Annotated in this window: 19 protein-coding genes; 13 read left to right on the top strand and 6 right to left on the bottom strand. The window is 65.5% G+C overall.

The window, feature by feature from the left end; translation table 11 throughout:
• The first annotated feature begins 3 nt into the window (after window positions 1–3).
• The 3 genes from GQY20_RS24770 to GQY20_RS24760 all read left to right on the top strand — a co-directional run bounded on the left by GQY20_RS24770 (window position 4) and on the right by GQY20_RS24760 (window position 4487).
• Window positions 4–930: a BKACE family enzyme gene (locus tag GQY20_RS24770; protein WP_157219824.1), complete on the top strand. Its 927-nt coding sequence runs from the start codon at window positions 4–6 to the stop codon at window positions 928–930.
• 102 nt (window positions 931–1032) lie between these two features.
• Window positions 1033–2190, top strand: coding sequence for an iron-containing alcohol dehydrogenase (locus tag GQY20_RS24765; RefSeq protein ID WP_157219823.1), 1158 nt, complete (start codon window positions 1033–1035; stop codon window positions 2188–2190).
• A 233-nt stretch (window positions 2191–2423) separates the two neighbouring features.
• Window positions 2424–4487 carry a VCBS domain-containing protein gene (locus GQY20_RS24760; RefSeq protein ID WP_198351186.1) on the top strand — a complete coding sequence of 688 codons (2064 nt, stop codon included), beginning with the start codon at window positions 2424–2426 and terminating at the stop codon, window positions 4485–4487.
• 84 nt (window positions 4488–4571) lie between these two features.
• Here GQY20_RS24760 and GQY20_RS24755 read toward each other — a convergent pair whose 3' ends face one another.
• Together GQY20_RS24755 and GQY20_RS24750 are read right to left on the bottom strand one after the other, a co-directional pair.
• Complete coding sequence (locus tag GQY20_RS24755; RefSeq protein WP_157219900.1) at window positions 4572–5477, bottom strand: formylglycine-generating enzyme family protein; 906 nt, start codon at window positions 5475–5477, stop codon at window positions 4572–4574.
• Between the two features lie 38 nt (window positions 5478–5515).
• Window positions 5516–6184, bottom strand: a complete 669-nt coding sequence (locus GQY20_RS24750; RefSeq protein WP_157219821.1) for a TetR/AcrR family transcriptional regulator — start codon at window positions 6182–6184, stop codon at window positions 5516–5518.
• Window positions 6185–6444: 260 nt separating this feature from the next.
• Between GQY20_RS24750 and GQY20_RS24745 the strand changes: the two genes are divergently transcribed.
• The 3 genes from GQY20_RS24745 to GQY20_RS24735 all read left to right on the top strand — a co-directional run bounded on the left by GQY20_RS24745 (window position 6445) and on the right by GQY20_RS24735 (window position 9892).
• A complete protein-coding gene (locus tag GQY20_RS24745; protein WP_232476234.1) occupies window positions 6445–8838 on the top strand; it encodes an arylsulfatase in 2394 nt (797 codons plus the stop codon).
• Window positions 8839–8994: 156 nt separating this feature from the next.
• A complete protein-coding gene (locus GQY20_RS24740) occupies window positions 8995–9258 on the top strand; it encodes a hypothetical protein (RefSeq protein ID WP_157219820.1) in 264 nt (87 codons plus the stop codon).
• Window positions 9259–9307: 49 nt separating this feature from the next.
• Window positions 9308–9892, top strand: a complete 585-nt coding sequence (locus tag GQY20_RS24735; protein WP_157219819.1) for a hypothetical protein — start codon at window positions 9308–9310, stop codon at window positions 9890–9892.
• 16 nt (window positions 9893–9908) lie between these two features.
• Here GQY20_RS24735 and GQY20_RS24730 read toward each other — a convergent pair whose 3' ends face one another.
• Both GQY20_RS24730 and GQY20_RS24725 read right to left on the bottom strand, forming a co-directional pair.
• Window positions 9909–10496, bottom strand: a complete 588-nt coding sequence (locus GQY20_RS24730) for an NAD(P)H-dependent oxidoreductase (RefSeq protein ID WP_157219818.1) — start codon at window positions 10494–10496, stop codon at window positions 9909–9911.
• 58 nt (window positions 10497–10554) lie between these two features.
• Entirely contained in the window at window positions 10555–12522 is a 1968-nt protein-coding gene (locus tag GQY20_RS24725; RefSeq protein WP_198351185.1) for a pyrroloquinoline quinone-dependent dehydrogenase, read from the bottom strand.
• Between the two features lie 144 nt (window positions 12523–12666).
• On the opposite strand from GQY20_RS24725, the gene GQY20_RS24720 reads away from it, so the two are divergent.
• Together GQY20_RS24720 and GQY20_RS24715 are read left to right on the top strand one after the other, a co-directional pair.
• Window positions 12667–13296, top strand: a complete 630-nt coding sequence (locus tag GQY20_RS24720) for a TetR/AcrR family transcriptional regulator (RefSeq protein WP_157219816.1) — start codon at window positions 12667–12669, stop codon at window positions 13294–13296.
• Between the two features lie 73 nt (window positions 13297–13369).
• On the top strand, window positions 13370–13777 hold the full coding sequence (locus tag GQY20_RS24715; RefSeq protein ID WP_157219815.1) for a MerC domain-containing protein: 408 nt from the start codon (window positions 13370–13372) through the stop codon (window positions 13775–13777).
• A gap of 39 nt (window positions 13778–13816) precedes the next feature.
• Here the strand turns inward: GQY20_RS24715 and GQY20_RS24710 are convergent, their stop codons facing one another.
• Together GQY20_RS24710 and GQY20_RS24705 are read right to left on the bottom strand one after the other, a co-directional pair.
• Complete coding sequence (locus GQY20_RS24710; RefSeq protein WP_157219814.1) at window positions 13817–15988, bottom strand: S9 family peptidase; 2172 nt, start codon at window positions 15986–15988, stop codon at window positions 13817–13819.
• A 62-nt stretch (window positions 15989–16050) separates the two neighbouring features.
• Window positions 16051–16668 (bottom strand): TetR/AcrR family transcriptional regulator, encoded by a 618-nt coding sequence (locus tag GQY20_RS24705; RefSeq protein ID WP_157219813.1) that lies wholly within the window; start codon window positions 16666–16668, stop codon window positions 16051–16053.
• Window positions 16669–16779: 111 nt separating this feature from the next.
• On the opposite strand from GQY20_RS24705, the gene GQY20_RS24700 reads away from it, so the two are divergent.
• The 5 genes from GQY20_RS24700 to GQY20_RS24680 all read left to right on the top strand — a co-directional run bounded on the left by GQY20_RS24700 (window position 16780) and on the right by GQY20_RS24680 (window position 25144).
• Window positions 16780–19128, top strand: coding sequence for a TonB-dependent receptor (locus GQY20_RS24700; protein ID WP_157219812.1), 2349 nt, complete (start codon window positions 16780–16782; stop codon window positions 19126–19128).
• Window positions 19129–19232: 104 nt separating this feature from the next.
• Entirely contained in the window at window positions 19233–19640 is a 408-nt protein-coding gene (locus tag GQY20_RS24695) for a hypothetical protein (protein ID WP_157219811.1), read from the top strand.
• A 266-nt stretch (window positions 19641–19906) separates the two neighbouring features.
• A complete protein-coding gene (gene ybaL, locus GQY20_RS24690; RefSeq protein WP_157219810.1) occupies window positions 19907–21565 on the top strand; it encodes a YbaL family putative K(+) efflux transporter in 1659 nt (552 codons plus the stop codon).
• A 199-nt stretch (window positions 21566–21764) separates the two neighbouring features.
• On the top strand, window positions 21765–22880 hold the full coding sequence (locus tag GQY20_RS24685; RefSeq protein WP_157219809.1) for a zinc-binding dehydrogenase: 1116 nt from the start codon (window positions 21765–21767) through the stop codon (window positions 22878–22880).
• A 143-nt stretch (window positions 22881–23023) separates the two neighbouring features.
• On the top strand, window positions 23024–25144 hold the full coding sequence (locus tag GQY20_RS24680) for a TonB-dependent siderophore receptor (RefSeq protein ID WP_157219808.1): 2121 nt from the start codon (window positions 23024–23026) through the stop codon (window positions 25142–25144).
• The last annotated feature ends 46 nt before the right edge of the window (window positions 25145–25190 follow it).

The raw sequence follows: 25190 nt of genomic DNA, 5'->3' as shown, positions 1-25190 counted from the left end.
CTTATGCCGTCGAAGGTGATCATCAGCTGCGCGATCACGGGATCGATCCACACGCCGTCCATGTCGCCCTATCTTCCGGTGACGGCGGCCGAGATTGCGGACTCTGCGCTGGGAGCGGCAGAGGCGGGTGCGGCGATCGTTCATCTGCATGCGCGCGATCCGGAGACGGGTAAGCCGGATCAAAGCCCCGAGGCGTTCGAGCCGTTCCTGAAGGTGATCAAGCAATCGTCGGACGTGGTGGTGAACCTGACGACGGGGGGCTCGCCCTATATGAGCGTGGAGGAGCGGGTGCGTCCCGCCGCGGTGTGGAAGCCGGAGGTAGCGAGCCTCAACATGGGCTCGATGAATTTCGGCCTGTTTCCGATGCTCAAGCGCTACAAGGAATTCAAGCATGAGTGGGAGCCGGCGATGCTGGAGGGCAGCCACGACCTGGTTTTCCGCAACAGCTTCAAGGACATTCGTTATGCGTTGGACACGCTGAACGAGACGGGCACGCGCTACGAGTTCGAGTGCTATGATACGAGCCACCTGCATAATCTCCATTATTTCTGGATGGAGGGGCTGGTGAAGGCGCCGCTGTTCATCCAGACCTGCTTCGGTCTGCTGGGCGGGATCGGTGCGCATCCGGAGGAGGTGCTGCACATGAAGCGGACGGCGGACCGGCTGTTCGGCGATCAGTATCGCTGGTCGGTGCTGGCGGCGGGGAAGAATCAGATGCCGGTGGCGGCGCAGGCGGCGGCGATGGGCGGCCATGTTCGCGTCGGTCTGGAGGACAGCTTGTGGCTGGGGGCGGGGCAACTCGCCACGACCAATGCCGAGCAGGTCACGCGCGTGAGACAGATCCTCGAGGGCCTCGGCCTCGAGATCGCGACGCCCGACGAGGCACGCCGCATCCTCGACCTCAAGGGCGGCGACAAGGTCGGGTTCTGACGATCTTCGTTGAGTTTCTTGTCCTCGTCCCGGCTGTTCCTGGGAACGGCATATGGAAATGGATAAGCTCGCCCGACGAACAACCCAGCAGGAGATAGCGGAATGACGACGCTCACTATGCCCCGTACCCTGCGCGTCGGTGGCGGTGCGCTCGCCGAGCTGCCCGATGCGCTGGCTCAGGCGGGACTGGCGCGGCCCTTCGTCGTCAGCGACCGGTTCCTCGCCGGCAATGGCCTGCTCGACCGGCTGGTCGAGATACTCCGCGCGGCGGGAATCGCGCCGGGCGTCTTCGTCGACACCGTGTCCGATCCCACCATCGCCGCGATCGAGGCGGCGCTCGCGGCATTGCGCGAGGGCGATCATGATTGCGTGATCGGCTTCGGCGGCGGCAGCCCGATCGACACGGCCAAGGCGGTCGCGGTGCGTGCGGTGCATGACGTGCCTTATGCGGCGATGAAGGCGCCGGTTGCCAACGATGCGCCCGGCCTGCCGATCGTCGCCGTGCCGACGACCGCGGGCACCGGATCGGAAGCCACGCGCTTCACCATCATCACCAATGAGGAAACCGACGAGAAGATGCTGTGCGCGGGGCTCGGCTTCCTGCCCAGCATCGCCATCGTCGATTATGAGCTGACCCTGGCCAAGCCGCGCCGGCTGACGGCGGATACCGGCATCGATTCGCTCACGCATGCGATCGAGGCCTATGTCTCGCGCCGCGCCAATCCCTTCTCCGACGCGATGGCGCTCTCCGCCATGCGGCTGATCGCGCCCAATCTGCGCCGCGTCTGTGCCGATCCGGGCGATCGGCCGGCGCGCGCGGCGATGATGGAGGGCGCGCTCCATGCCGGCATCGCCTTCTCCAATGCCTCGGTGGCGCTGGTGCACGGCATGAGCCGGCCGATCGGCGCCTTCTTCCACGTGCCGCACGGGCTTTCCAATGCGATGCTGCTGCCGGCGGTCACCGCCTTTTCCGCCCCGGCCGCGCTCGGCCGCTATGCGGACTGCGCCCGGGCGATGGGCATAGCCGACGAGCGCGAGGGCAATCAGGCCGCGGTCGCCCGGCTGGTTGGGGAACTGGGTGCGCTGAATGCCGAGCTGGAGGTGCCGACGCCGGCCGCCTACGGCATATCCGAGACGGACTGGTTTGCACGCATGCCGACAATGGCGCAACAGGCCGTGGCGTCCGGATCGCCAGCCAATAATCCGCGGATTCCAGAGATTGCGGAGATCGAGCAGCTCTATCGGGACGTGTGGAGATGATGTGCGAGGGCGGACGTTCGTCTTGCCCAAAGGGGGTAGAAGAACGAAACTATACCTGAATTCATGCGGGTGATCGTCTGAAATTTCCTTCGCTACTACTTAGTGGCTCATTGGGATAGGGCGCGCCATTTGGAATAATGCCCTTCCGCACGATTAACCGTTGCGTGCAAATACTGCAGTTGTGTCTCCTGCAATCGGGCGCATTCCGTGCTTCGATCTGTGGGGAGGCGGACATGGTGGACAAGACGGGTGGCACCGGCGCCGACGTTCTTGCGGGAACGTCGGGCGACGACACATTATATGGCGGCGACGGCAACGATACGCTGCGCGGCGGAGATGGCGGCGACACGCTGTACGGCGGCGAGGGCGCCGATACGCTGGACGGCGGCAATGGTGACGACGTCATGGTCGGCGGCAACGGCAACGACACCTATATAGTGATGTCGGCGGGCGACGTGGTCATCGAGAGCGACAATCAGGGCGTCGATCTCGTCAAGGCCTATGTCAGCTACAGCCTGAGCGCAAACCTCGAGAATATCTATCTGATGGGGACCGATGCGATCGACGGCACCGGCAACGGCCTCGCCAACGGCATCAGGGGCAATGATGCGAACAACATATTGTCAGGACTTGGCGGCAATGACCAGATTGACGCCGGGGGTGGCAATGACAGGCTGCTCGGTGGGGCGGGCAGTGATTATCTGAAAGGCGGTGCCGGCGCCGATGCGTTCGTCTTCGCCGCATCGGATCTGACATATGGAGGCAGCGCGACCGACCAGATCGCGGATCTGTCCTTTGCCAGCGGCGACACGATCGTCCTGACCGGCTTTCGCGAAGGCGCGCCGCGCGTCATCGACAGCTATGCCTCGCTCGTCCACATGACGGACGTCGATCCGACCGTCACCGTGGCCAAGAAGGCCGAGGGCGGACAGATTAATGTGAGTGTGCAGGGGCCGGGCGGCACCACGCAGACGATCACCATAACGGATGCGGACGGAAGCGCCTGGAACAATTTCAGCGCGGCCGCCGTGCGGCCCGTCGCCGGTGCGGACGTGGCGACGACCGACGAGAAGACGCTGGTCTCGATCAACGTCCTCGCCAACGATACCGGACCCGATCTCTCGGTAATCGCGGCGCATGCGACGTCCGGTCTCGGCAAGACGACGATTGTCGACAATCATGTCGTCTTCGCGCCGGGCGCCGATTTCAACTATCTGGCGGCCGGCGAAAGCGCGAACGTCACGATCGAATATACGCTGAGCACGGCTGCCGGACGGACGACGACCGGGACGGTGACGCTGACCGTTACCGGGCTCGACAATCCGGCAGAAATTGCCGGCGTCACGACGGGTGACGTCTATGAAGGCGGCGAGGGGCAGGCGGCGGGCCATCTCACCATCACCGATGCCGACCATGACCAGGCCGCTTTTCAGGCGCAGACCGTAACCGGCACGTTCGGCGAGCTCACGATCACCGCGTCGGGCGACTGGCAATATACGCTCGACGATCATGCGCCGGGGCTCAAGGCGCTTAACACCGGCGAGAGTTCGCCCGAGCATATCCTCGTCCATTCGCTGGATGGCACGACGCAGTCTATCGAGATCACGGTGCATGGCCATGACGAGGTGATCACGCTGCCGACGGCCTATGCGGGCGGCGGCGATCCCAACGACATGGACGGGGTCACGGGCGGCGGCGTGCTCTACAGCACCGTTTCCGATGCCGCGCTCCGGGGATCGAACATCCTCTATGGCACGGCGGATGCCGACACGATCGATTCCAAGAACGGCAACGACACCGTCTATGGCTGGGGCGGCGACGACGTGATCTCGGGCGGGCAGGGGATCGATACGATCTACGGCGGCTCGGGTAACGACGCGCTCGACGGAAATCAGGCGCAGGACACGCTATATGGCGGTTCGGGCGATGACATCATCCGCGGGTTGCAGGGCAACGACCGGATCGTCGGCGGCTATGGCGCCGACATGCTGGTCGGTCATGACGGCACCGACACCTTCGCGTTTCTCGACGTGAAGGATACCAACGATACGATCGTCGATTTCCTGCCCGGCACCGACAAGCTGGACTTCTCGTCCTTTTTCGACGGGGGCGTGCAGCACCACTTCACCGGGCCGGTCAAAGCCACGCATTTCAGCGCGGGCCACGATCTGATCTGGTCGACGGACGGCAACACCACGGTCATCCTGGGTGATACCGACGGCAATTATTCGACGGCGGAATTCATGGTGACGATCCAGGGGCAACCTCCGTTGACTGCCGCCGATTTCACGCTCTGAGGTAAAGTCTGCAGGCTTGCGGGGGCGCACGATCCGTCAACGATCGGCGCCCCAATTTTCCCGATCCAGCTATTGCGGCGCCGATCAAGCTGCGCAGCGAAAGCCCAGATGGCTCGTCGACGTGTCGATCGTCTCCGGATGCCGCGCGGCGGGCCTGTAGCGCTGGCAATAGTTGGGTGCGCAGAGATGCGATCCCCCCTTGATCACGCGCCGCGGAATGCGGATCGACGGGATTTCGGGATCGTAGCTCTGCTCGGCTCGCGCGCCGCGAGGATTGCGCGGGATGCAGCAAGCCTTGGCGGCGTCGGCCTGATGGCGCGGCGCATAATAGTCCGCCGTCCACTCCCAGACATTGCCGATCATGTCATAGAGGCCGTGGCCGTTGGGCGGGAAGCTGCCGACCGGCGACGTGCCCTCGAAGCCGTCTTCCGCTTGATTTTCGTGCGGGAATTCGCCCTGCCATATATTGGCCATGTGCCGGCCGCCGGGGGTGAGTTCGTCGCCCCAGGCATATTCCACGCCGTCCAGCCCGCCGCGCGCGGCAAATTCCCATTCCGCCTCGGTCGGCAGGCGTTTGCCCGCCCAGCGCGCATAGGCCTCGGCATCGGCATGGGCGACATGGACGACGGGGTGATCCGCGATTGCGTCGATCGAACTGCCGGGGCCGGCCGGATGGCGCCAGTCCGCCCCGAAGGAGAAGGACCACCAGCGCCCCCAGTCGGCGAGGCCGACCGGATGGGCTGGCTTCTGGAACAGCAGCGATCCCGCTTTCAGCATCGCCGGGTCTGCGCCGGGATAATCCTCCGCCGACGGTGCGCGCTCGGCGACGGTGACATGGCCCGTCGCGGCCACGAAGCGTGCGAAGGCGGCATTGGTGACGGGGAAGCGATCGATGCGGAACGGATCCACCGTCACGCGATGTGCCGGCGCCTCCTCTGGATAATGATCGTTCGATCCCATCAGAAAGGTGCCGCCGCTCAGCGCGACCATGTCGTCCTGCCCGGACATGGCGGTCATTGGATCGCCGCTCACTGCGCGCCTGCTGCGGCAATCGCCTCGGCCAGCGCCGGAGCCGGCGCGGCGGTAATCGCGGCCGTCACCATGTCGAGCGTATCGCCGATCAGCAGATCGTCCGGCACATGCGGGGCGTTGCGCAGCAGATGGAACAGGCTGCCGATGAACAGCGCGGGGGCGAGGGCGAGGCGCTGGGCGATGAGATCCGGCGATACCTGCGGCGCCGCCTTCGCCATCAGCGCCGCGGCGCGCGCCGCAAGGGGGGCGAGATTGCTCACGGTGCCGAAGCGGCCGTTCAGCCCGTCCTGCGAAAAGGAGAGCGACAGCAGGAAGGCCGCATAAGAGCGTTTGCCGGCGCCATTGCGGATCTCCACCGAGGGGCGGAACAATATCTCCGCGACCATGCGGGGATCGCCGAGGCGCTGCTCGGCCTCGGCTTTGGCGAACATCGCCTCGCGCATCCGCTCGATCTCCGGCAGTCGCTTCTCGAAAACCGCGCGGATCAGCGTCTCGCGATCGCCGAAATGATATTGCACGGCGAAATTATTGGCGCCGCCCGCGGCCGTGCTGATCTGACGCAGGGAGACGCGATCGATGCCGTATTCGCCGAACAGCGCCTCGGCCGCATCGATGATCGCATCGCGCGCGGCGGCACCCCGGTCGTCTCTGCGTGCAGTCTTCATCTGGCCGGTCCGGGAGAAAGCAATACGCAATTCCTATCGGCAGCTCCGGAAAGGGTCAACGCTTCGCCTGTTGGCCAGGAAATGTCCGGAAAACAATGAAATACGATCCTCAGGACGATAATTTAAGGCGGTTGACTTACGGATGTTGGAGCTGCATTCTCGCGCTTGGATCGAAGCGGCAGCTGGGGATCCAGGTTCGGCCTTCGTGCGCGCGTCCATGGCCTTGGCGCGCGGCGAACCGGATCCGGACGGGAGAGGTCATGACGAAGAAAATACGCGCGAAGCTGCTGGCCGCGACTGGGCTGCTCATGGCTGCTCCGGTCCTGGCACAGCAGCAGCCGGCACCGGCACGCGATGTGCTCCCGGTGCCGCCCACGCCGTTCGGCGGCACGATCGGGCCGGATACGGCCAGTTCCAAGCCTTTCTGGCCGCAGCGCGTCGAGGCGCCTGCGGGAGCGCCCAATGTGCTGCTGATCATGACCGACGATGTCGGTTTCGGCGCCTCCAGCACCTTCGGCGGCCCGGTGCCGACGCCCAATCTCGATCGGCTCGCTGCACGCGGCCTGCGCTACAATAATTTCAATACCACCGCGATTTGCTCGCCCACCCGCGCTGCGCTGCTCACCGGGCGCAACTCGCATCGGGTCGGCACCGGCTCGCTGATCGATTCCGCCATGGGCTTTCCGGGCTATACCGGCATGATCCCGCCGAGCGCGGCGACGATCGCCCAGATCCTCCGGCTCAACGGCTACAACACCGCCCAGTTCGGCAAGCATCATAACGTGCCCTATCAGGATCGCAGCGCCGCCGGCCCGTTCGATCTCTGGCCGACCGGCCTCGGCTTCGAATATTTCTACGGTTTCGTCGGCGGCGATTCCCACCAATGGATGCCGCACCTCTATCGCGGCACGACCCAGATTCCGGACAGCGAGAATGACGGCAAGCTTCTGGACTATCGCCTGGCGACCGAGGCGATCGGCTGGATCCATAATCAGAAGGCCGCAGCGCCGGACAAGCCTTTCTTCGCCTATATCGCGCCCGGCACGCTGCATGCGCCGCACCAGGCGCCCGACGACTGGATCGCCCGGTTCAAGGGCAAGTTCGACGGCGGGTGGGACCAGCTCCGCACCGAAAGCTACAGGCGCCAGCAGGCGCTGGGCGTGATCCCCGCCAACGCCGCGCTCACCGACCGCCCAGGCGAGATTCCCGCCTGGGATACGCTCGATCCCGCTACCAGGAAGGTGGAGGCGCACAGCATGGAAGTGGCCGCGGCCATGCTCGCCTATCAGGACGCGCAGATCGGCCGCGTGATCGATGAGCTCGACCGCATGGGCATATTGGACAACACGCTGGTCGTCTTCATCGAGGGCGACAACGGCGCGAGCGCGGAGAGCGGCACGGAAGGCACCGCCAACGAGATCGGCGCGCTCACCAATCAGGTCAAGGATGGCACGGCTTCGCTGGCCCGCCAGCTCGACAAGCTCGGCGCCGCGGAAACCTATTCCAACTATTCTGCCGGCTGGGCCTGGGCGCTGGATTGCCCATTCCGCTGGACCAAGCAGATCGCCTCGCATCTCGGCGGCATCCGCAACGGCCTGGTCGTCTCCTGGCCCAGCCGGATCAAGGCGGTCGGCCAGGTCCGCTCACAATTCACCGACGTCAACGACGTCACGCCCACCATCCTCGATGCGGCGGGAATCCCCGCGCCGAAGATGGTCTATGGCGTGCCGCAGCAGCCGATGGACGGCATCAGCTTCGCCTACACTTTCGATGCGCCCGATGCGCCGGAACGGCACGACACGCAATATTTCGAGATCTATGGCGCCATCGGCTTCTATCATGACGGCTGGTTCCTCAACACCGCGATGAACCGCCTGCCCTGGGAGAATATGCCGCGTTATCCGGAGACGAAGTGGGAGCTTTACAATCTGAAGGCCGATTACAGCCAGGCGCATGACCTGGCGGCCGAGCAGCCCGCCAAGCTCAGCGAGATGAAGGCGCTGTGGGATGCCGAGGCGAAGCGCAACAACGTCTATCCGATCGATCAGCGCTTCGGCTCGGCACGGACGATGTCCAGCCTCGCGCCGCTGCGCAAGCAGCTTGCCCGCACCAGCTTCACCTATTGGGGCGCGGATACCAGCGTCGATCCCTGGGCCGGCCCCAGCTTCGCCGCGCGATCCTTCACCATCGATGCCGACATCGTCGTGCCGAAGAGCGGCGGCTCCGGCGTGGTGGTGGCCACCGGCAGCTGGTTCGGCGGCTGGAGCTTCTATCTCGACAAGGGCCGTCCGGTCGCGTTCGAGGCCTTCTCGCACAAGCCCGAGGACAAGTTCAGCGTCGCGGCCAGCACCGCGCTCAAGCCTGGGCCGGCGAAGCTCAGCTACAGTTTCACCAGCGACGGCGGGCTGATGGCCGGCGGCACCATGCGCATAGCGGTGAACGGCCAGCAGATCGCCGAGGGCCGCATCGCGCGTACCCTGCTGATGACCGCGGGTCTCGGCGAGACATTCGATATCGGCCGCGACACCGCCGTGCCGGTGCTGCGCTACGACCGGCCCGACGGTGCTTTCGACGGCACGATCAACCGCGTCGACGTGAAGCTCGGCCCGCCGACCGTCATGCCGCCGGGCGCGAAACCCAAGCCGCAATCCTGATCTGGCGGTGCTTTGCGCCGCCGCTTTCGTGCCGCGCGGCAGGGCATGGCGCCTTCGCTTAGAACGACGCTGAGAAAGGATCGGCACGCCATCGCTTTGGGGGTGACGCGCGGCCGATAATGTCGGATGCTGGCTTCATTCAGGCTCGGGGGAAGCATGGCTATCGTCAGACGTGAGGTGAGTGATCGCAGCCTGTTCGGCAAGCTCGCCAAGTGGGCCTTCATCGCATTCAATGCGGCGATGGCGCTGTGGCTGATGATCGGCACCGGGGGCAGCCTGGACGTCGCGCCTCCAGGCGGGGCGGAGGATCCCGCGCTCGGAACCGAGCTGATCGTCATTCTTTGGGTGGTCGGTGCTGTGCTGCTCGGCCTCGTCGTGCTGTTCACGAGGCGCAGGAAGATCGTCGAAATCGAGAAATAGTCCGGCATCCGATCGAAATCCGCTTCAAGTCGCGCACCGGCTCGGCCATTTGGCCGGCGTGACCGACTATCCGGTGATCCTCGATCCCAGTGCGATGCGCGGGCTGTTGGCGGGTGAGAAGACCGAGCTGCGCCGTCTCGTCGCTTCCCCGCTGGCCGCCTGCCGTCCCGGCGACCGGCTGTGGGTGCGCGAATCCTGCGTGGCGGCGCGGCTCGCCCCGGACGGCCGCAGCGAGGAATCCGCCAGGCTGCGCAACGCCGAGCTGGTCGTGCTGGCCGACGGCTGGCGGCAGTATCGTGACGGCAGCGGGCGGGCAGGCGCCCCACCGACCAATCGGCGGCTCCTCTGGACGCCTGCCATATTGATGCCGCGCTGGGCTTCGCGCGCGAGCCTCCTGATAGAGGCGGCGCGGGTCGAGCCGTTGCAGGCGATCCGCCCCGAACAGGTCCGCGCCGAGGGCTTGCGTCCGGTCTGTGCCGGGCTGCTCTGGCGCTGGCCACCGCCCGTCCGCGGGTTGTGGCGCGATCCCGTCGCCGCCTTCGCCGCGATGTGGGATCGTCATCACGCCACGCCCGGCACGCGCTGGCGCGACGATCCTGCCGTGGTGGTTCTGCGGGTTCGCCTGGACCGATAGGGGGTGCCCGGGGCGTTCAGATTTGCCCCATCACCTTCCGAACATGTTCCAGATGCCGTCGCCGCTTGGCTTCGCTCGCACGGTCCATGTCGTGCAGGCTCAGCATCCGGAACCGCACGCCCTTCGCGCACATGGGCGCGATACCCCATTTCAGCACGCGGCGCACCGGATCGCCCAAGACGAAGCGGACCAGCCAGAATGGCGAGCCCGTCGTCGTCAGTGCGTAGAGCGAGTGGATGTTGGTGAGGCCCCGCACGATGCCGCCGGCCGGATTGTGGGTGAAAGCTACGTCGGGCACGAGGACGCGGTCGAAATAGCCCTTCAGCATCGCCGGAAAGCCGAACCACCATGTTGGAAAGACCAGGATCAAGCCCTCTGCCGCGCGCAGCCGCGCGACATGCGAAGCGACCGGTGCGATGTCGTAAACTTCCCGGAAATAGGCATGATGCTCGGCTGCGGACAGGCAGGGCTCGAACGCTTCGCCATAGAGATCGAGCCAATCCACCTCATGGCCATTGGCGGTCAGGGTGGCGCGCGCCGTCTCGGCGACGGCCGCGGCGAAGCTGTCCGCAACGGGGTGGGCGAGGATGAGGAGCAGCCGCATGGCCCTCAGCTTAGGATATTATACGGATGAGGGAACCAGCTTTACGCGGCGCGGCTCCTCAGCGTGGCAACGCGAACGCCACCAGAGCATCTCCGGTCTTCTCGCCCAGCGCGCCATGTCCGCCTGCCGCGATCACGACATATTGGCGGCCCGTCCGGCTGAGCTTGTAGCTGATCGGGGTGCTGTTCGCGGCGAAGGGCAGCTCGTGTTTCCACAATTCCTTGCCGGTATCCGTGTCGATCGCCCGGATATTCTGATCCATCGTCGCGCCGATGAAGACCAGGCCCGATCGGGTCTGCAGCGATCCGCCGATATTGGGCGTGCCCCATTCGAACAGGCCGCCGATCAGCGGCGCCTTGGGATTGTTGGCGAGCGTGCCGAGCGTGCGGCTCCACAAGGTGCGTCCGCTGTCGAGATCGATCGCGACCAGCCTGCCCCAGGGCGGCGGCACGCAGGGCGTGCCCCAGGGCGAGAGGAACGGTCCGCGCGCGACGCCATAAGGCGTGCCGGTCTGCGGTCCGAAGCCGACCAGATCCGATCCCGCGGCCGTTCCCGCCTTGGCGCGGGGGACGAGCCTGATCGTGAAAGGCGCCATCTGGACGTTCACCAGCATCCGCCGCCGAACCGGATCGATCGAGACCGAACCCCAGTTGATGCCACCGCCGAGCCCCGGATATTCGAGGATGCCGCGCAGCGAAGGTGGCGTGAACGGCCCTTGATAGTCGAGCGCGTCGAACGCGTCGCGGCATGCCTTGCGATCGATCGGCGTCACGCCCCACACGCTGTCGCGGGTCAGCTTCGGCGGCAGGATCGGCGCGGGCAGGGTGGGAAAGGGCTGCGTAGGCGCGGCGGGGATGTCCGGCACGGTCGATTTCGGTACGGGGCGCTCCTCCACCGGAAAGAGCGGCTTCCCGGTGCGGGCATCGAGCAGGAAGAGGAAGCCGAGCTTGGTCGCCCCGACCACGGCCGGTCTGGCGCGGCCGGCGTCGCGATGCTGATAGAAGACCGGCTGGGCGCCGACGTCATAATCCCACAGATCGTGATGTACGGTCTGGAAATGCCAGCGCAGCTTTCCCGTTGCGGCATCGAGCGCGATGATCGAGGAGCCGTAATAATCCATGTCGCCGCGCTCGGGCCCACCATAATGGTCGGGCGAGGGGTTGCCGGTGCCGATGAAGACGAGGTTCTGCTCCGGATCGGCGGACATCAGGCCCCAGGCATTGGGCGTGCCCGGCGTCAGGACGGCGCCCGCCTTCACCGCTTCCGCCGTTACCGGCACTTTATCCGGGGGCACCGGATCCCAGACCCATTTCAATTCGCCGGTACGCGCGTCGAAGGCACGGATCGCACCGCTCGGCGCATCGAGCCGCTGGACGTCCTTCACAAAGGCGTTGGTGAGCACGAGATCGCGAACGACGAGCGGCGGCGCTGTGACATAATATTCGCCGAAGTCGACCCGGCCGAGCCCGGCCTTGAGATCCACCGTGCCCGCCTTGCCGAAGCCGGCGCAGGGCTTCCCGCTTCGCGCATCGAGTGCGATCAGCCGCGCATCTATCGTGGCGACATAGATGCGATCCCTGCAGGGCTCGGCCGGCGCGGCGGCGGCATCGCGCCAATGGCTGACGCCGCGGCACACCGCCTCATAGACGCCGCGCTGGTCCACATCGGGAACGAAGCGCCACTTCTCCTTGCCCGTTTCGGGATCGAGCGCGATCACCCGGTCGTTCGGCGTGCAAATGTACATCGTCCCGTCAACGACGATCGGCGATGCCTCGAATGCGGTGGTTGATTCGCCCTTGCCCCCGCGGAAATAGTCACCCGTCCGGTAGGTCCAAGCCACTTGCAGGCCGTGCACATTGGTCTTGTCGATCTCGCCGAGCGCGGCATAGCGTTGCCCGCCATTGTCGCCGCCGACGACCGGCCACTCGGCGGTGCGGTTCTCCGGCGCGGGAGGCGCCTTGCCGCACGAGGCGAGTCCGAGCAGCAGCAGCATCGAGGCGCAGATTGCCTCCAGCCAGTTCCGCATGCACCCCTCCCACCCTGTTATACCTTCGTGATAGGGCAGGAAACATTTCATCGGAATTGTTTTTCTGGTGTGGAATCCGGTTCCGACTTACGCTGCCGGGGTCACTGCCTGTGGCGGAGGCGGGCAGATATCGAGAGGGTGGCCATGTCGCAGAGCGAATTGGACGGGGAAGCCGGCCTTCAGGCGGCCAAGTCGCGCCGTACGCGCGATCGTATCCTGAGTTCTACCATCGCCTTGATCAAGGAAGGCGGCTTTTCCGCTGCCAGTTCGAAGCGGATCGCGGACCGCGCGGGCATGACCTGGGGGGCTGCCCAGCATCATTTTGGATCGAAAGACGATATATTGCGCGCCGTCATCGAGACGTCGCACCAGAAGTTCGTCGCCCGCTTTGCTGACATCCCGGTCGACGGTTTGGCGATCGAGGATCGTATCGCGCTGCTCGTCGATCGCATGTGGGGCCATTATCAGGACGATATCTATCTCGCCGCGGTCGAGATCGTCATGGCCTCCCGCGATCTCGATCGCGCCGCGGCGCGCCGCGATCTGATCGATCGTCCCGGCATCGATCACCTCGCGATGATGCAGCGCATCTTTCCGGAACTGGCAGCGGAAGCGGAGGGTCTGCTCGACACGCTGATCTTCGCCCACTGCCTGCTGACCGGGCTCGCCATCCAGAAGACCGTCGAAGGCCCCATGACGCGCACCGACCGCTATCTCGCCTTCTGCAAGGAGGAGATGGGCGCGATCATGGCGCGGATGCTGCTTGACGAATGACCCGGCCGTCTCTTGATTTAATGATATAACGTATCATATGGATACGCATGCTTGAAAGCGGGGCGGATCGAATATGAGCGGATTGGCAAATCGCGGTAGCGGGGTGGAAAGGGCCGGCTCGATACTGGACGGCCTCGCCATCGGTGCGTCCGCCACCTGTCTGGTCCATTGCCTGGCGCTGCCGTTGCTCTTCGCCCTGTTGCCCGCGCTTGGCCGCTGGGTCGATCCGCATGGCTATTTCCATCTGGCCATGCTCGCTTTTGCTCTTCCGACCAGTGCGCTGGCCCTTATCGGTGGTTGGTGGCGCCATCACAATCTCGCCGCCCTGCTCCTCGGGCCGGCGGGGCTGGTCCTGATGACGCTGGGAGTCGTGTTCGCCGAGCGGGAGATCGTCGAGACCATTCTCACCGTTTCGGGCAGCCTGATGCTCGCATCGGCGCATATCGCAAACTGGAAGGCACGCGCGGCATCCTGCCATTGAATTCCGCGCGGTCCGCGGTGGCATCGGGCTCGCTTCTCGCTATGCCGTGCAGGCCTGTGCGAAGGCCCAGAACAGCGCGGCCCGGCCGAACATGCTGTCGCGATCGTCGCTCGACTGGTGGCCACTGTTCGGATCCAATAGCAGGATGGCAGGATTGGCGGACGTCGACCGATCGCGGATCGCCGCGATGAACTTTGCCGGTTCCCAATAGGAGACGCGGTCGTCCTTCAGCCCCGCCGTGCAAAGCACCGGCGGATAGGGCGCGCGGCGAACATTTTCGTAGGGCGAGATCGAGGCGATATAGTCATAAGCCTTGGGATCGGCGAGCGGATCGCCCCAGTCCGGCCGGAACAGCGGCACCAGCGGGTGATCGGCATCGCTCATCGTGTTGAGCATGTCGACGAACGGCACCTGCGCGATGACGCCCGCCCACAGCTGCGGCTCCAGATCGAGTGCGCCGCCGACGAGCAGCCCTCCTGCCGAAAGTCCGTCAGAGACGATCTTGCCCGGAGCGGCGCGGCCGATCGTCCGCAGATGGTGCGCGCAGGCGATGAAGTCGGTCATCGAGTTACGCTTCTTGAACCGGCGGCCATCGAGGAACCAGCGGCGCCCCTTTTCCGATCCGCCCCGGACATGCGCGATCGCATAGCGGAAACCGCTGTCCACCAGAACCGTAGCCGGCAGCGAGAAGACCGGATCGCTGGCAATGCCATAGGCGCCATAGCCGGTCAGCAGCAGCGGCGCGGCGGCGTTCGCCGGCATGTCGACGCGCGAGAGGAGGGTGATCGGCACGGTTTCGCCGTCGGGCGCCTGCGCCTCCAGCCGTTCCACCCGATATCGGGCGGGATCGAAATCGCGAGGCTTCTCCTCCGCCACGACGGTGCGTGCGCCGGTCGCCAGATCGATGTCGATCCAGCGCGGGGGCATGGCAGGCGTCTGGTGGATGATGCGGACCTGCTTCGCCGCATAATCCTGCCTCTGTACGAGTTCGATCGCATAAGCGGGTTCGTCGAACGCGATCGGAATCTCTCTTCCGTCGTCGTGGCGCAGCACCAGCCGATGGAGGCTGTCCTTGCGTTCGAGCCGCACGAGCGCGTCCGCAAAGGGCAGCAGCGCGATGATCGGAATGCCCGGCCTATGGGGGACCAGTTCCGCGACGGTCGCGAAGCTGCGCGGATCGAGGCTCAGTATCTTGCGGTCGATCGCGCCGTCGGCATCGGTCAGCATCAGCAGGCGGCCAGACCATTCCTCTACCTCGTAACTCGTTCCGCGCACCCGCGGCCGCACGATGCGCGGCGCAGCGGTTTCCGCGCCGGACGCGATGAGCTGCACCTCGCCCGTGTCGGGGCCGGCGAGCGTCAGGGCGACGAAACCACCAGCCGCAGTGCGCCGAACCTGCATGAAGATCGCCGGATCGCTCTCCTCATAGACCAGCACCGCCTCGCCGCCGTCGACCGGCGTGCGATAGAGCCGGGTCGGCCGGTTGTGCGCGTCGCGCCAGATCCAGAAAAGAAAGCGCGACGACGGGGAGAAGACGAGGCCGCCATAGCCGTAGGCATCGGCTTCCACCGCTATACGAACCGTGCCGCTCTGCATGTCGAGAATGCAGATGCGATGGCGGTCGTTGCCGATGACGTCTTCTGCCCAGGCGAAGTAGCGATCGTCCGGGCTCGGCTGATGATCTGTCGCGCGATAATAGGCGTTGCCGCGTGCCCGCTCGGTTTCGTCGAACAGCGTCTGTTCCCGTCCTTCGGGCGAGGTGCGCACGTAGATCGGATGGGTGCTCTCGGCACCGCGTCGGCTGCCATAGCGCCAGCCCTTCGTCGGCGGCAGCGGCGGTGCCGCGCTTGCGCCCGCACGCGCCAGCATCCGATCGAGAAATCGCCTTCGCGCCGGCTCGAGCGGTGCGAGCATCGCCTGGGCATAGGCCATCTCGGCACGCAGATGATCGCGCAGCATCGGCGGTAGCGTGTCCAGTGTCCGGCTGCCTTCGGACGGGACATATTTCAGCCACGCATAGGGATCGTTGCGCTTGCGGCCGAGCTGCTCGATCCAATGATCGATCCGGGGCGTGCGCGGTGCGGGGAGCCTCGGCCAGAGCGAGCCCGACAGGGCGAAGGATGGCGCCGCTGCGGCGCACAGGCCGGATGCCGCCACGCCACGCAGGAGGGAGCGGCGCGATAGGCGGGGGGAAGGGGCGATCGGAGGCATGACGGATCGTGGCCTGCGCGGAACCGTCTGTCGAGATGCGTGCGTCGGCGGCTACAACGGTCTTAATCCTCCGCCGCGATCCCGCGTGCCACGAGATCAGCGGCCGTTCCCGCGATGGCGCCGACATCGTCGGCATCCTGCCAGATGCCGTAGCGCAGGCCGAGGAAGACGTTCATCCCCATGATCGCCCAGGCGCGAACCTCATTGTCGCCGGGGCGGACCTGGCCGCTGGCAACGGCGGCGTCGAGGCTCTGGCGATAGCCCTCGGCGATGCTCTGATAATGATCGTGATGTGCGTCGGCGGCGACGAACTGCGCCTGGTCCATGATCCGGTAGAGCGCCTTATGCTCGCGCACGAAGCCCAGGAAGGTCTCGATCCCGATCCGCTCCCCATCCAGCCGGTTCGGCACGGAGAGGATTCGCGGGCCCACCGTGCCGCGCACCTGATCGCTCATGTCCTGCACGAGCGCGCGGAAGATATCCTCCTTGGAATCGAAATAGGTGTAGAAGCTGCCGATCGCCATGTCGGCGCGCGCCGCGATCCGGGCGATCGCCGCATCGTGGAAACCCTTCTCGCCGAATTCGTCCGCCGCCGCGTCGAGCAGCGCCCGCAAAGTCCTGCGCCCACGCTCGGTGCGGGGCGTCTTCGCCGATCCTGCCGCCATCCCCTCTTCCTTCATCGCCGGCCTCTCATCAGAAGTTGAAACCCGGTTCAGGTTTCAGTATAGACTCGCCTAGTCAGGAGCAACCCTTCGAGAGCGTTGCCCGTCACAGCAAGAGGGGTGCCGACCATGGCTCGCATATATTCGCTTCCCGTTCGTCTGGCATTGGGCGCCGCGGCGCTGCCGCTGTTCGCCGGCGCTCCAGCCCTGGCCCAGTCCGCTGACCTGCCGGTGGCGGATGCTGCCGCGGCGGGGGCGGGAGATATCGTCGTCATCGCGCGCAAGCGGGCAGAGCGGCTCGTCGACGTGCCGATCGCGATCACGGCTGTTTCAGGCGACGAACTCGCCAAGATGCAGGCGGTCGATCTGTCCGGCGTGCAGGGCTCGATGCCCAACGTGAACCTCGTGCAGGGCCGCGGCTCCACGTCGAACGCGAACATCTTCATCCGCGGCGTGGGCCAGCCGGATGCGTTGCAGACCTTCGATCCCGCGGTCGGCGTCTATGTCGACGGCGTCTATATCAGCCGCATCCAGGGGGCGCTGTTCAATCTCTACGACGTCGATCATGTCGAGGTGCTGCGCGGTCCGCAGGGGACGCTCTACGGCAAGAACACGATCGGCGGCGCGGTCAACATCGTCAGCAAGAAGCCCGATCTCGGCAGCTTCCATGCCGCCGGTTCCTTCACCTATGGCAGCTACAACCAGATCGTCGCCAACGGCTATCTGTCGGTGCCGCTGATCGCCGACAAGGTGGCGCTGAGCGTGGCCGGCGCGGAGGACAAGCGCGACGGCATCGTCACCGATCCGATCACCGGCCGCAAATATAATGACCGCAACGGCCAGGCCGTCCGCGCGATCCTGCGCGCCAAGCCGACGGATCGGCTCGAACTGATCCTGTCCGGCGATTATGAGCGGCAGCGTACGCGCCCGACGCTGGGCTATGCGACCGCGCCGCTGATCAGGACCGATTTCGCCACCGGCGCCCAGGTGGTGGTGCCCGCCTATCCCTATGGTTCCTACGATTACAAGGCGTCGACCAGCCTCAAGCCGGGGCAGGGGCAGAGGCTCGATCATTGGGGCGTCTCGCTGACCGCCAATTACGCGCTGAACGAGATGCTCTCGCTCACCTCGATCACCGCCTATCGCCATCTGGTGCCGGACTATTATCTCGATTTCGACGCCACCCAATATCAGATCGCAGATGCGTTCGTCGGTTTCCGACAGCATCAGCTCAGCCAGGAGCTGCAGCTGAAGCTGAACACGCACAAGCTGAAGGGCGTCTTCGGCCTCTATTATCTCGACGAGCATGTCCGTTCGCATCAGGAAAGCTATGACGACGGGCTGTTCAGCTATGCCGGTTTCCCGATCAGCTTCACCCGCCTGATCGACGATGATCAGCGCACGCGGAGCTATGCCGCCTTCGGCCAGCTCACCTATGATTTCACCGATCGTTTCTCGATCACCGGCGGCCTGCGCTACACCCATGAGAAGAAGCGCTACGATCGCTTCACCACCACCGTTTCCAACCTGCCGCTGCTGAACGGGATCGACTTCTCCTTCCCCGGTGACCTGCCGGCGCCCTACAATGGCGACGACACGGTCGGCTTCCATGCCTGGACGCCCAGCGTCACGCTTTCCTACAAGCCGACGCGCGACACGTTGCTCTATGCCTCGGCCTCGCGCGGCTTCAAGTCCGGCGGCTTCAACGGCCGGGTGAACAGCGCCGCGGACGTGACGCAGATCGTCGATGGCGTCGCCACCATCGTGCCCTATTTCAAGCCCGAGACAGTGTGGACCTATGAGGTCGGCGCCAAGGCCGAGTTCCTCGGCGGTCGCGTGCGCCTGTCGGCGGATGCCTTCTATTCGGACTACAAGGATTTCCAGGCGCGTGTCGGCGGCGGATCGATCGGGGCGGCGGCCAACGGCTCCTTCCCGGTGCTCAACGCCGGCAAGCTGCGGATTGCGGGCTTCGAGGCGGAAGTGGCGGTGCGGCCGGTCGACGCCTGGTCGCTGCGCGCGACCTTCGGCTATCTCGACGCCAAATATCTGCGCTTCGACGACGGACGGCGCCTCCCCCCGGAAGGCCATGATGCCTTCTCCTGCAATCCCACCGGGCAGCACGTCACCTGCCAGCCGGCCTTCGCCCCGCCGATCACCTTCTCGGTAGCGACCGACTATGCCATCCCGCTCGGCACCGCCGGCACGATCACCCTCGGCGGCGATGCGCGCTTCGTCGACAAGCAATGGCTCTCGGTCGACAACCGGCCGGGACTGAAGGAGCCGGGCTACTGGCTGGTCAATGCCTATGTCCAATATGATGCGCCGGACGGAAAATGGTATGTGCGCGGCGGCGTCAAGAACCTCACCAAGGCGATCTACCTGACCGACGCCCAGGAGTTCAGCTCGGTGGGCAATATCCAGACGGCCTATTATGGCGACCCGCGGACCTGGAGCGGGACCGTCGGTTTCCGGTTCTGACGGGGACGAGACGATGATTCGCGCCATCGCGGGTTGACCGCACCCGGCCGCGCACCCCATCTTCCCCTCGTCGGTGATCCGTGCCGGCGTCTGTGGGAGTAGGGATGGAGCGGACCGCAGCGAGATGGCGCAGGCCGGAAAGTCGCCAGGGTTTCCTGGCGACGGCATGGCTCGCGCTGCTCACCGCGCTGCTCTGCGCGCTCGTGCCGGATGGGCCGCCCGCATCCAAGACGATCGGTTCGGCTTTCAATCCGGCGACGACTGCCGTGCCGCTCAAGGCGCGGTCGCAGCTGGCGCGCCTCTTCGTCAAATCCGCCGGGGACAAGGCGAGGGCGCCCGTCGGCGGCAGGGATCCGCATCATCTGCCGGGCGCCGCCGTCCTGGCATCCGCCTTCGCGCCGTCTCTGCGCGGTGATGCACCATCGTCGCTCAAGATCGGCGACGATGCTCCTATCCTTCCGCCCTTCGCGCAGCATCGGCTGCGCCTGTCCCGGGCGCCGCCCCTGGCTTGACCTGGCCGGCCGTCCCTTTGCGGACGCGCCGCTTTCCCTCTTTGTCCGGCCCGCCTTCGCGCGGCCGATCCTCGTCCCGAAGGGGAGAAGGATGATGAAGAAGATGCACGGGCGGCCACCCTGGTGGTTCGGTGCCGCGCTCTGGTCGGCGCTGGCCGGCACGGCGGCGATCCTCACCGCCATGGTCGTCGCGAACGGCTGACCGTTTCGATCGGGCGGCACGGTTGCCGCCCGGTCATCCCGAATATTGCGATGGAGGTGCATCCATGCCGCATCATACGCCGCTGATCGCGACGATCGTCGTCGGTCTGGTTTTCGCCTTCGTCATGGGCGCGCTCGCCCATCGGCTCAAAGTGTCTCCCATCGCCGGCTATCTGCTGGCCGGCGTCCTGGTCGGTCCGTTCACGCCGGGCTTCGTCGCGGATGCCCGCCTTGCCAACGAGCTTGCCGAGATCGGCGTCATCCTGCTGATGTTCGGCGTCGGCCTGCATTTTTCGCTGCGCGACCTGCTCGCCGTCCGCGCCATCGCCGTGCCGGGCGCGGTCGGGCAGATTGCGGTCGCCACCCTGCTCGGCATGGGGCTTGGCTGGCTGCTCGGCTGGGGGCCGCTCGCCGGCTTCGTCTTCGGCCTCGCGCTCTCGGTCGCCAGCACGGTGGTGCTGCTGCGTGCCCTGCAGGGGCGGCAGATGGTCGAGACCGAGCGGGGCCGCATCGCGGTCGGCTGGCTGATCGTCGAGGATCTGGTGATGGTGCTCGCGCTGGTGCTGCTGCCCGTGCTCGCCCGCATCATGTCCGGCGCGGCGGAAGGCGGGTGGGAGGCGATCGCCCAGCCGGTGTTCGCCACGCTGTTCAAGATCGCCGGCTTCATCGCCCTGATGCTCGTCGTCGGGCGGCGGTTCATACCCAAGGCGCTGCACTGGGTGGTGCACACCGGCTCGCGCGAGCTGTTCCGCCTGGCCGTGCTCGCCATCGCGCTCGGCGTCGCATTCGGTTCGGCGCTCGCCTTCGACGTATCCTTCGCGCTGGGCGCCTTCTTCGCGGGCATGATCCTCGGCGAGACCCCGCTCAGCCGCCGCGCGACGGAGGAGACGCTGCCGCTGCGCGATGCCTTCGCCGTGCTCTTCTTCGTCTCGGTCGGCATGCTGTTCGATCCGAAGGTGGTGATCGAGCAGCCCTTGCCGCTGCTCGGCACGGTCGCGATCATCCTGGCCGGCAAGTCGGTCGCGGCCTTCGCCATCGTTCGCGCCTTCGGCCATTCGCGCGAGACGGCGCTCACTGTCGCGGCGAGCCTCGCGCAGATCGGCGAATTTTCCTTCATCCTCGCCTCGCTGGGTACCGATCTCCATATCCTGCCGGAGGAAGGACGCGATCTCATCCTCGCCGGCGCGATCCTCTCCATCTTCGCCAACCCCTTCTTCTTCTCCTACGTCACCAGCCGCCGCGGCGCGCCGGCCGAAGCAGGGGGCGGACCATCGGCAGCACCCCGTGCGGCGCGTCATGTCGTGCTGATCGGCTATGGCCGTGTCGGCCGCAGGGTGGCCGAGGCGCTACGCGGCCGCGGTACCCATCTGATCGTCGTCGAGGACCAGGCGGACATGGCGCGCGATGCCGAGACGGATGGCGTCGAGGTGGTACGTGGCAATGCCGCCGATCCGCAGATACTCTCTGCTGCCGGGCTGGACAGGGCGGGCACCGTGCTGATCACCATTCCGGAGGGGTTCGAAGGCGGCGCGATCTTCCAGCATGCCCGCAGGCTCAATCCCGCCGTCCGGGTGATCGCGCGCGCCCATTCCGACGCCGAGGTGGCGCATCTCGAGGCGCTGGGCGTGCCGGACGTCGTGATGGGCGAGCGGGAGATTGCGCTGCGCATGCTGGCGCTGTGCGCGGCTCCCCGTCCGATGCCGTCGCAGCCGCATGCTGCCTGACGATCTGTGCGCCGGATGGATCCCAAATATACAGGCGCCAGCAGCGCGGCTGGAAGGGAGCCGCGATCACCTTTTGCCGCTTCGTCGGACGATCGCGATAGCAAGGATCCTGGCGGCTGCAAGGCTGCGGTAGCCTTGAATTGGCGGTGGTTTCGCCCATCTCGGCGCCACGCGTGAACCAGCGATGCAGGAGGATGATATGGCGGCAGAACGGCATGGGCTCGAATTGCACTCGTTGGTCACGGAGGAGGGGACGCTTCGCATCACCCTCGATCCCGTTCCGCTTGCCGAGCCCGGCCCTGGAGAGCTGCTCGTCCGGGTGGAGGCGGCGCCGGTCAATCCCTCCGATCTCGGCCTGTTGTTCGGTCCCGCCGACATGGCTACGCTGCGACGCGAGGGGGATGCGCTGATCGCCGACGTCCCGCTGGACCGCCTGCCCGCAGTCGCCGGGAGGATCGGCAAGCCGATGGCAGTGGGCAACGAAGGCGCGGGCACCGTCGTCGCTGCCGGTCCCGACCTCCAGCATCTGATCGGCCGCAAGGTCGGCATGATCGGGGGTAGCATGTACGCCCAGTACCGCCGCGTCGCGCTCGCCGACTCCCTGCTGCTTCCAGAGGATGCGGCCGCGGCCGAGGGAGCGTCGCTGTTCGTCAATCCGCTCACCGCGCTCGGCTTCGTCGAGACGATGCGGGCAGAGGGCCACAGCGCGATCGTCCACACCGCCGCTGCCTCCAATCTCGGCCAGATGCTGGTGCGGATCTGCAAGGCGGACGGCGTGCCGCTGGTCAACATCGTGCGCAGCCCTGCGCAGGTCGCGCTGCTGCGCGATCTTGGCGCGGAGCATGTGCTGGACAGCAGCAGCCCCGATTTCGATGCGCAGCTCGTCGAGGCGATCGCCGCCACCGGCGCCACCATCGCCTTCGATGCGATCGGCGGCGGCACGCAGGGCGGCCGGATCCTCGCGGCCATGGAGGCGGTCGCCGCGCGTTCTCTCAAAAGCTACAGCCGCTACGGGTCGGACAGCTTCAAGCAGCTGTACATCTACGGAATGCTCGATGTCGGGCCGACCGTGATTGATCGTCATTTCGGCTTCGCCTGGAGCATGGGCGGCTGGCTGCTCTTTCCCTTCCTCCGCAAGGCCGGCGCGGAGACGGTGGCGCGTATGCGCGCGCGGATCCTCGCCGAATTCCGGACGACCTTTGCCAGCACCTATACCGCGACGATCGGACTTGCCGATCTTCTGGATCCCGAGGTCGCCCTCGCCAGCCAGCGCAAGGGCACCGGCGAGAAATATCTCGTCGATCCGAGCCGGTAGGAGCGCAAGGCGTCAGACCGCCGACGGGCATGAGGGAGGCGGCATTCCTCCCTCGACGCCAAGCTCGGGCAATGGAATGAGATTGACTCGCAATAGCGATATATTTACGGCCCTCCCTCTGCTTTCCGAGGGGGTAATTTCGCATGTATCGTCGCGTCCTGAAATTCGTGCCTGCGTCGATGGTGGCGGGGCTGATAATCTGCCCGTCGGCCGCCATGGCATATGATGCGGCGGATGCGTCGGCGGAGGAGGATGGCCGGGCGGACATCATCGTCACCGGCCTCACCCCGGACAAGGGACAGAACCGGTCGACTGCCAACGGTGCGCTCGGTGCGAAGACGCTGCTCGACACGCCCTATTCGATCACCGTGGTGGATGCGGCGGAGATTTCGAAACGGCAGGCGACGTCGATCGCCCAGATCTTCGCCAACGATCCCTCGGTCTTCTCCTTCGCGACCGCCGGCACCACCAATTGGTGGGGCACGCAGATCCGCGGCCTGGGCGTGCGCAACTATTATATCGATGACGTTCCGCTGCTGCTCTACTGGGGCGGCGATTTCCCGCTGGAATCGATCGAGACGGTCGAAGCGCTCAAGGGCCTGACCGGCTTCATGTATGGCTTCGGCTCGCCCGGCGGCGTCATCAGCTATCGCACCAAGCGGCCGACGGCCGAACCGCTGCTCACCACCGAGATCGGCTATCGCACCAACAGCGATTTCTTCGGTCATGTGGATGCCGGCGGACCGCTCACCCCGGATGGCCGCCTCGGCTACCGCGTCAATCTCGCGGGCGAGAAGGGCACGGCCTATAATGCCGCGGGCGTCAACCGCTGGACAGGCTCTCTAGCCCTCGAATACGCCTTCACGCCCGACGTCAAATGGTATGCCACCGCCACCTATGAAGATAGCAATCTGAAGCATGAGCCGTTCCAGATCTATTGGAGCGGCTATCAGGGCACGAAGCTGCCGAAACCGACCTACGATTATGACGACATCAATATCGACAACAGCTTCTACAAATCCCGAACGCTGGCGACGGCCACCGGGCTGGACTGGGCCTTTGCGAACGCTTGGTCGGCCAAGGTCACCTATGGCTATACCAGCAAGAAGCACAGATCGAACAAGATGTTCGTCTACATGGTGGATCAATCGGGCGACTATGAGGGCTATGCCTATAATTTCGCCGAGCTTGATCGGAATCATTTCGTCCAGGCCATGCTGCAGGGCGAATTTGCGACCGGTCCGATCCGGCACGAGATCGTGGCGGGCGCCTCATATCAGGTGAACGACGCCTTTTTCGGTCTCGACGACTATTATTGGGGAAATGATTTCAACGGCAACATCTACGAGGAACAGACTTTCCGCGTCACCCGTCCGATCTCCTTCGGCACCGGCGGTTCGATCACCAAGGAACGGCAGCGTGCGCTGTTCTTCAGCGACACGCTGCACCTCGGCGATCATATCCAGGCGATGGTCGGCGCGCGCTACACGCGCTACCGGCTGCTCGATACCGATGGTGATCCGTCTGCGGACAGCGGCTACCGCACCTCCGCCGTCACGCCCACTTTGGCCCTGATCTACAAGCCCGTGCCCTATGTTTCGATCTACGGCAGCTATGTCGAGGCGATGGAGCCCGGCAGCCGGGTGAGCGGCGAATATGCCAATGTGGGCGACGTGCTCAGGGCGACGGTCAGCAAGCAATATGAAGCCGGCGTCAAATATGAGCATCGCGGCCTGAGCCTGACGGCCGCGGCATTCCGCATCGAGCGGGCCAACACGATCGACCGGCTGATCGATGGTCAGCGCTATCTCACCCAGGACGGATTGACCGTCTACAAGGGCATCGAGGCGATCGGCAGCTACCGCGTGAGCGAGGATTTCCGTTTCGGCCTGGGTGCCATCCATCTCGATCCGCGCATCCGCGACGTTTCGGAAGACAATGCGGTGCTGATCGGCAACGTGCCGGCCGAGGCGGCGAAATGGCAGGTCACTGCCAATGCCGAATATTATGTCTCCGCCATTCCGGGCCTCAGCCTGCACGGCAATGTCCGCTATTTCGGCAAGGCGCCGACCGACGATTATGACACCCTCTATATTCCCGCCCGCACGCTGGCAGCGATCGGCTTTCAATATGAAACGCGGATCGGCGGACGGACGGTCGCCTTCACCGGCAATGTGAACAACCTCTTCAACAAGAAATATTGGGGCCTCGGCAATATCGGCGAAGCCATTAACGGCGCGCTGAGCGCCCGGATCTACTGGTGACGGACCGGGGAGCCATATGATTGCGAAAACTAGACTGCATCCAAAA

Origin of the sequence: Flavisphingomonas formosensis, assembly GCF_009755815.1 — a bacterium.
GTDB lineage: Bacteria > Pseudomonadota > Alphaproteobacteria > Sphingomonadales > Sphingomonadaceae > Flavisphingomonas > Flavisphingomonas formosensis.
This window is presented reverse-complemented; position numbering and strand designations above follow the sequence as displayed.

Coding starts and splice junctions, on each gene's coding strand:
- GQY20_RS24770 (WP_157219824.1), top strand. CDS start 4: ATGCCGTCGAAGGTGATCATCAGCTGCGCGATCACGGGATCGATCCAC.
- GQY20_RS24765 (WP_157219823.1), top strand. CDS start 1,033: ATGACGACGCTCACTATGCCCCGTACCCTGCGCGTCGGTGGCGGTGCG.
- GQY20_RS24760 (WP_198351186.1), top strand. CDS start 2,424: ATGGTGGACAAGACGGGTGGCACCGGCGCCGACGTTCTTGCGGGAACG.
- GQY20_RS24755 (WP_157219900.1), bottom strand. CDS start 5,477: ATGGTCGCGCTGAGCGGCGGCACCTTTCTGATGGGATCGAACGATCAT.
- GQY20_RS24750 (WP_157219821.1), bottom strand. CDS start 6,184: ATGAAGACTGCACGCAGAGACGACCGGGGTGCCGCCGCGCGCGATGCG.
- GQY20_RS24745 (WP_232476234.1), top strand. CDS start 6,445: ATGACGAAGAAAATACGCGCGAAGCTGCTGGCCGCGACTGGGCTGCTC.
- GQY20_RS24740 (WP_157219820.1), top strand. CDS start 8,995: ATGGCTATCGTCAGACGTGAGGTGAGTGATCGCAGCCTGTTCGGCAAG.
- GQY20_RS24730 (WP_157219818.1), bottom strand. CDS start 10,496: ATGCGGCTGCTCCTCATCCTCGCCCACCCCGTTGCGGACAGCTTCGCC.
- GQY20_RS24725 (WP_198351185.1), bottom strand. CDS start 12,522: ATGCGGAACTGGCTGGAGGCAATCTGCGCCTCGATGCTGCTGCTGCTC.
- GQY20_RS24720 (WP_157219816.1), top strand. CDS start 12,667: ATGTCGCAGAGCGAATTGGACGGGGAAGCCGGCCTTCAGGCGGCCAAG.
- GQY20_RS24715 (WP_157219815.1), top strand. CDS start 13,370: ATGAGCGGATTGGCAAATCGCGGTAGCGGGGTGGAAAGGGCCGGCTCG.
- GQY20_RS24710 (WP_157219814.1), bottom strand. CDS start 15,988: ATGCCTCCGATCGCCCCTTCCCCCCGCCTATCGCGCCGCTCCCTCCTG.
- GQY20_RS24705 (WP_157219813.1), bottom strand. CDS start 16,668: ATGAAGGAAGAGGGGATGGCGGCAGGATCGGCGAAGACGCCCCGCACC.
- GQY20_RS24700 (WP_157219812.1), top strand. CDS start 16,780: ATGGCTCGCATATATTCGCTTCCCGTTCGTCTGGCATTGGGCGCCGCG.
- GQY20_RS24695 (WP_157219811.1), top strand. CDS start 19,233: ATGGAGCGGACCGCAGCGAGATGGCGCAGGCCGGAAAGTCGCCAGGGT.
- ybaL (WP_157219810.1), top strand. CDS start 19,907: ATGCCGCATCATACGCCGCTGATCGCGACGATCGTCGTCGGTCTGGTT.
- GQY20_RS24685 (WP_157219809.1), top strand. CDS start 21,765: ATGGCGGCAGAACGGCATGGGCTCGAATTGCACTCGTTGGTCACGGAG.
- GQY20_RS24680 (WP_157219808.1), top strand. CDS start 23,024: ATGTATCGTCGCGTCCTGAAATTCGTGCCTGCGTCGATGGTGGCGGGG.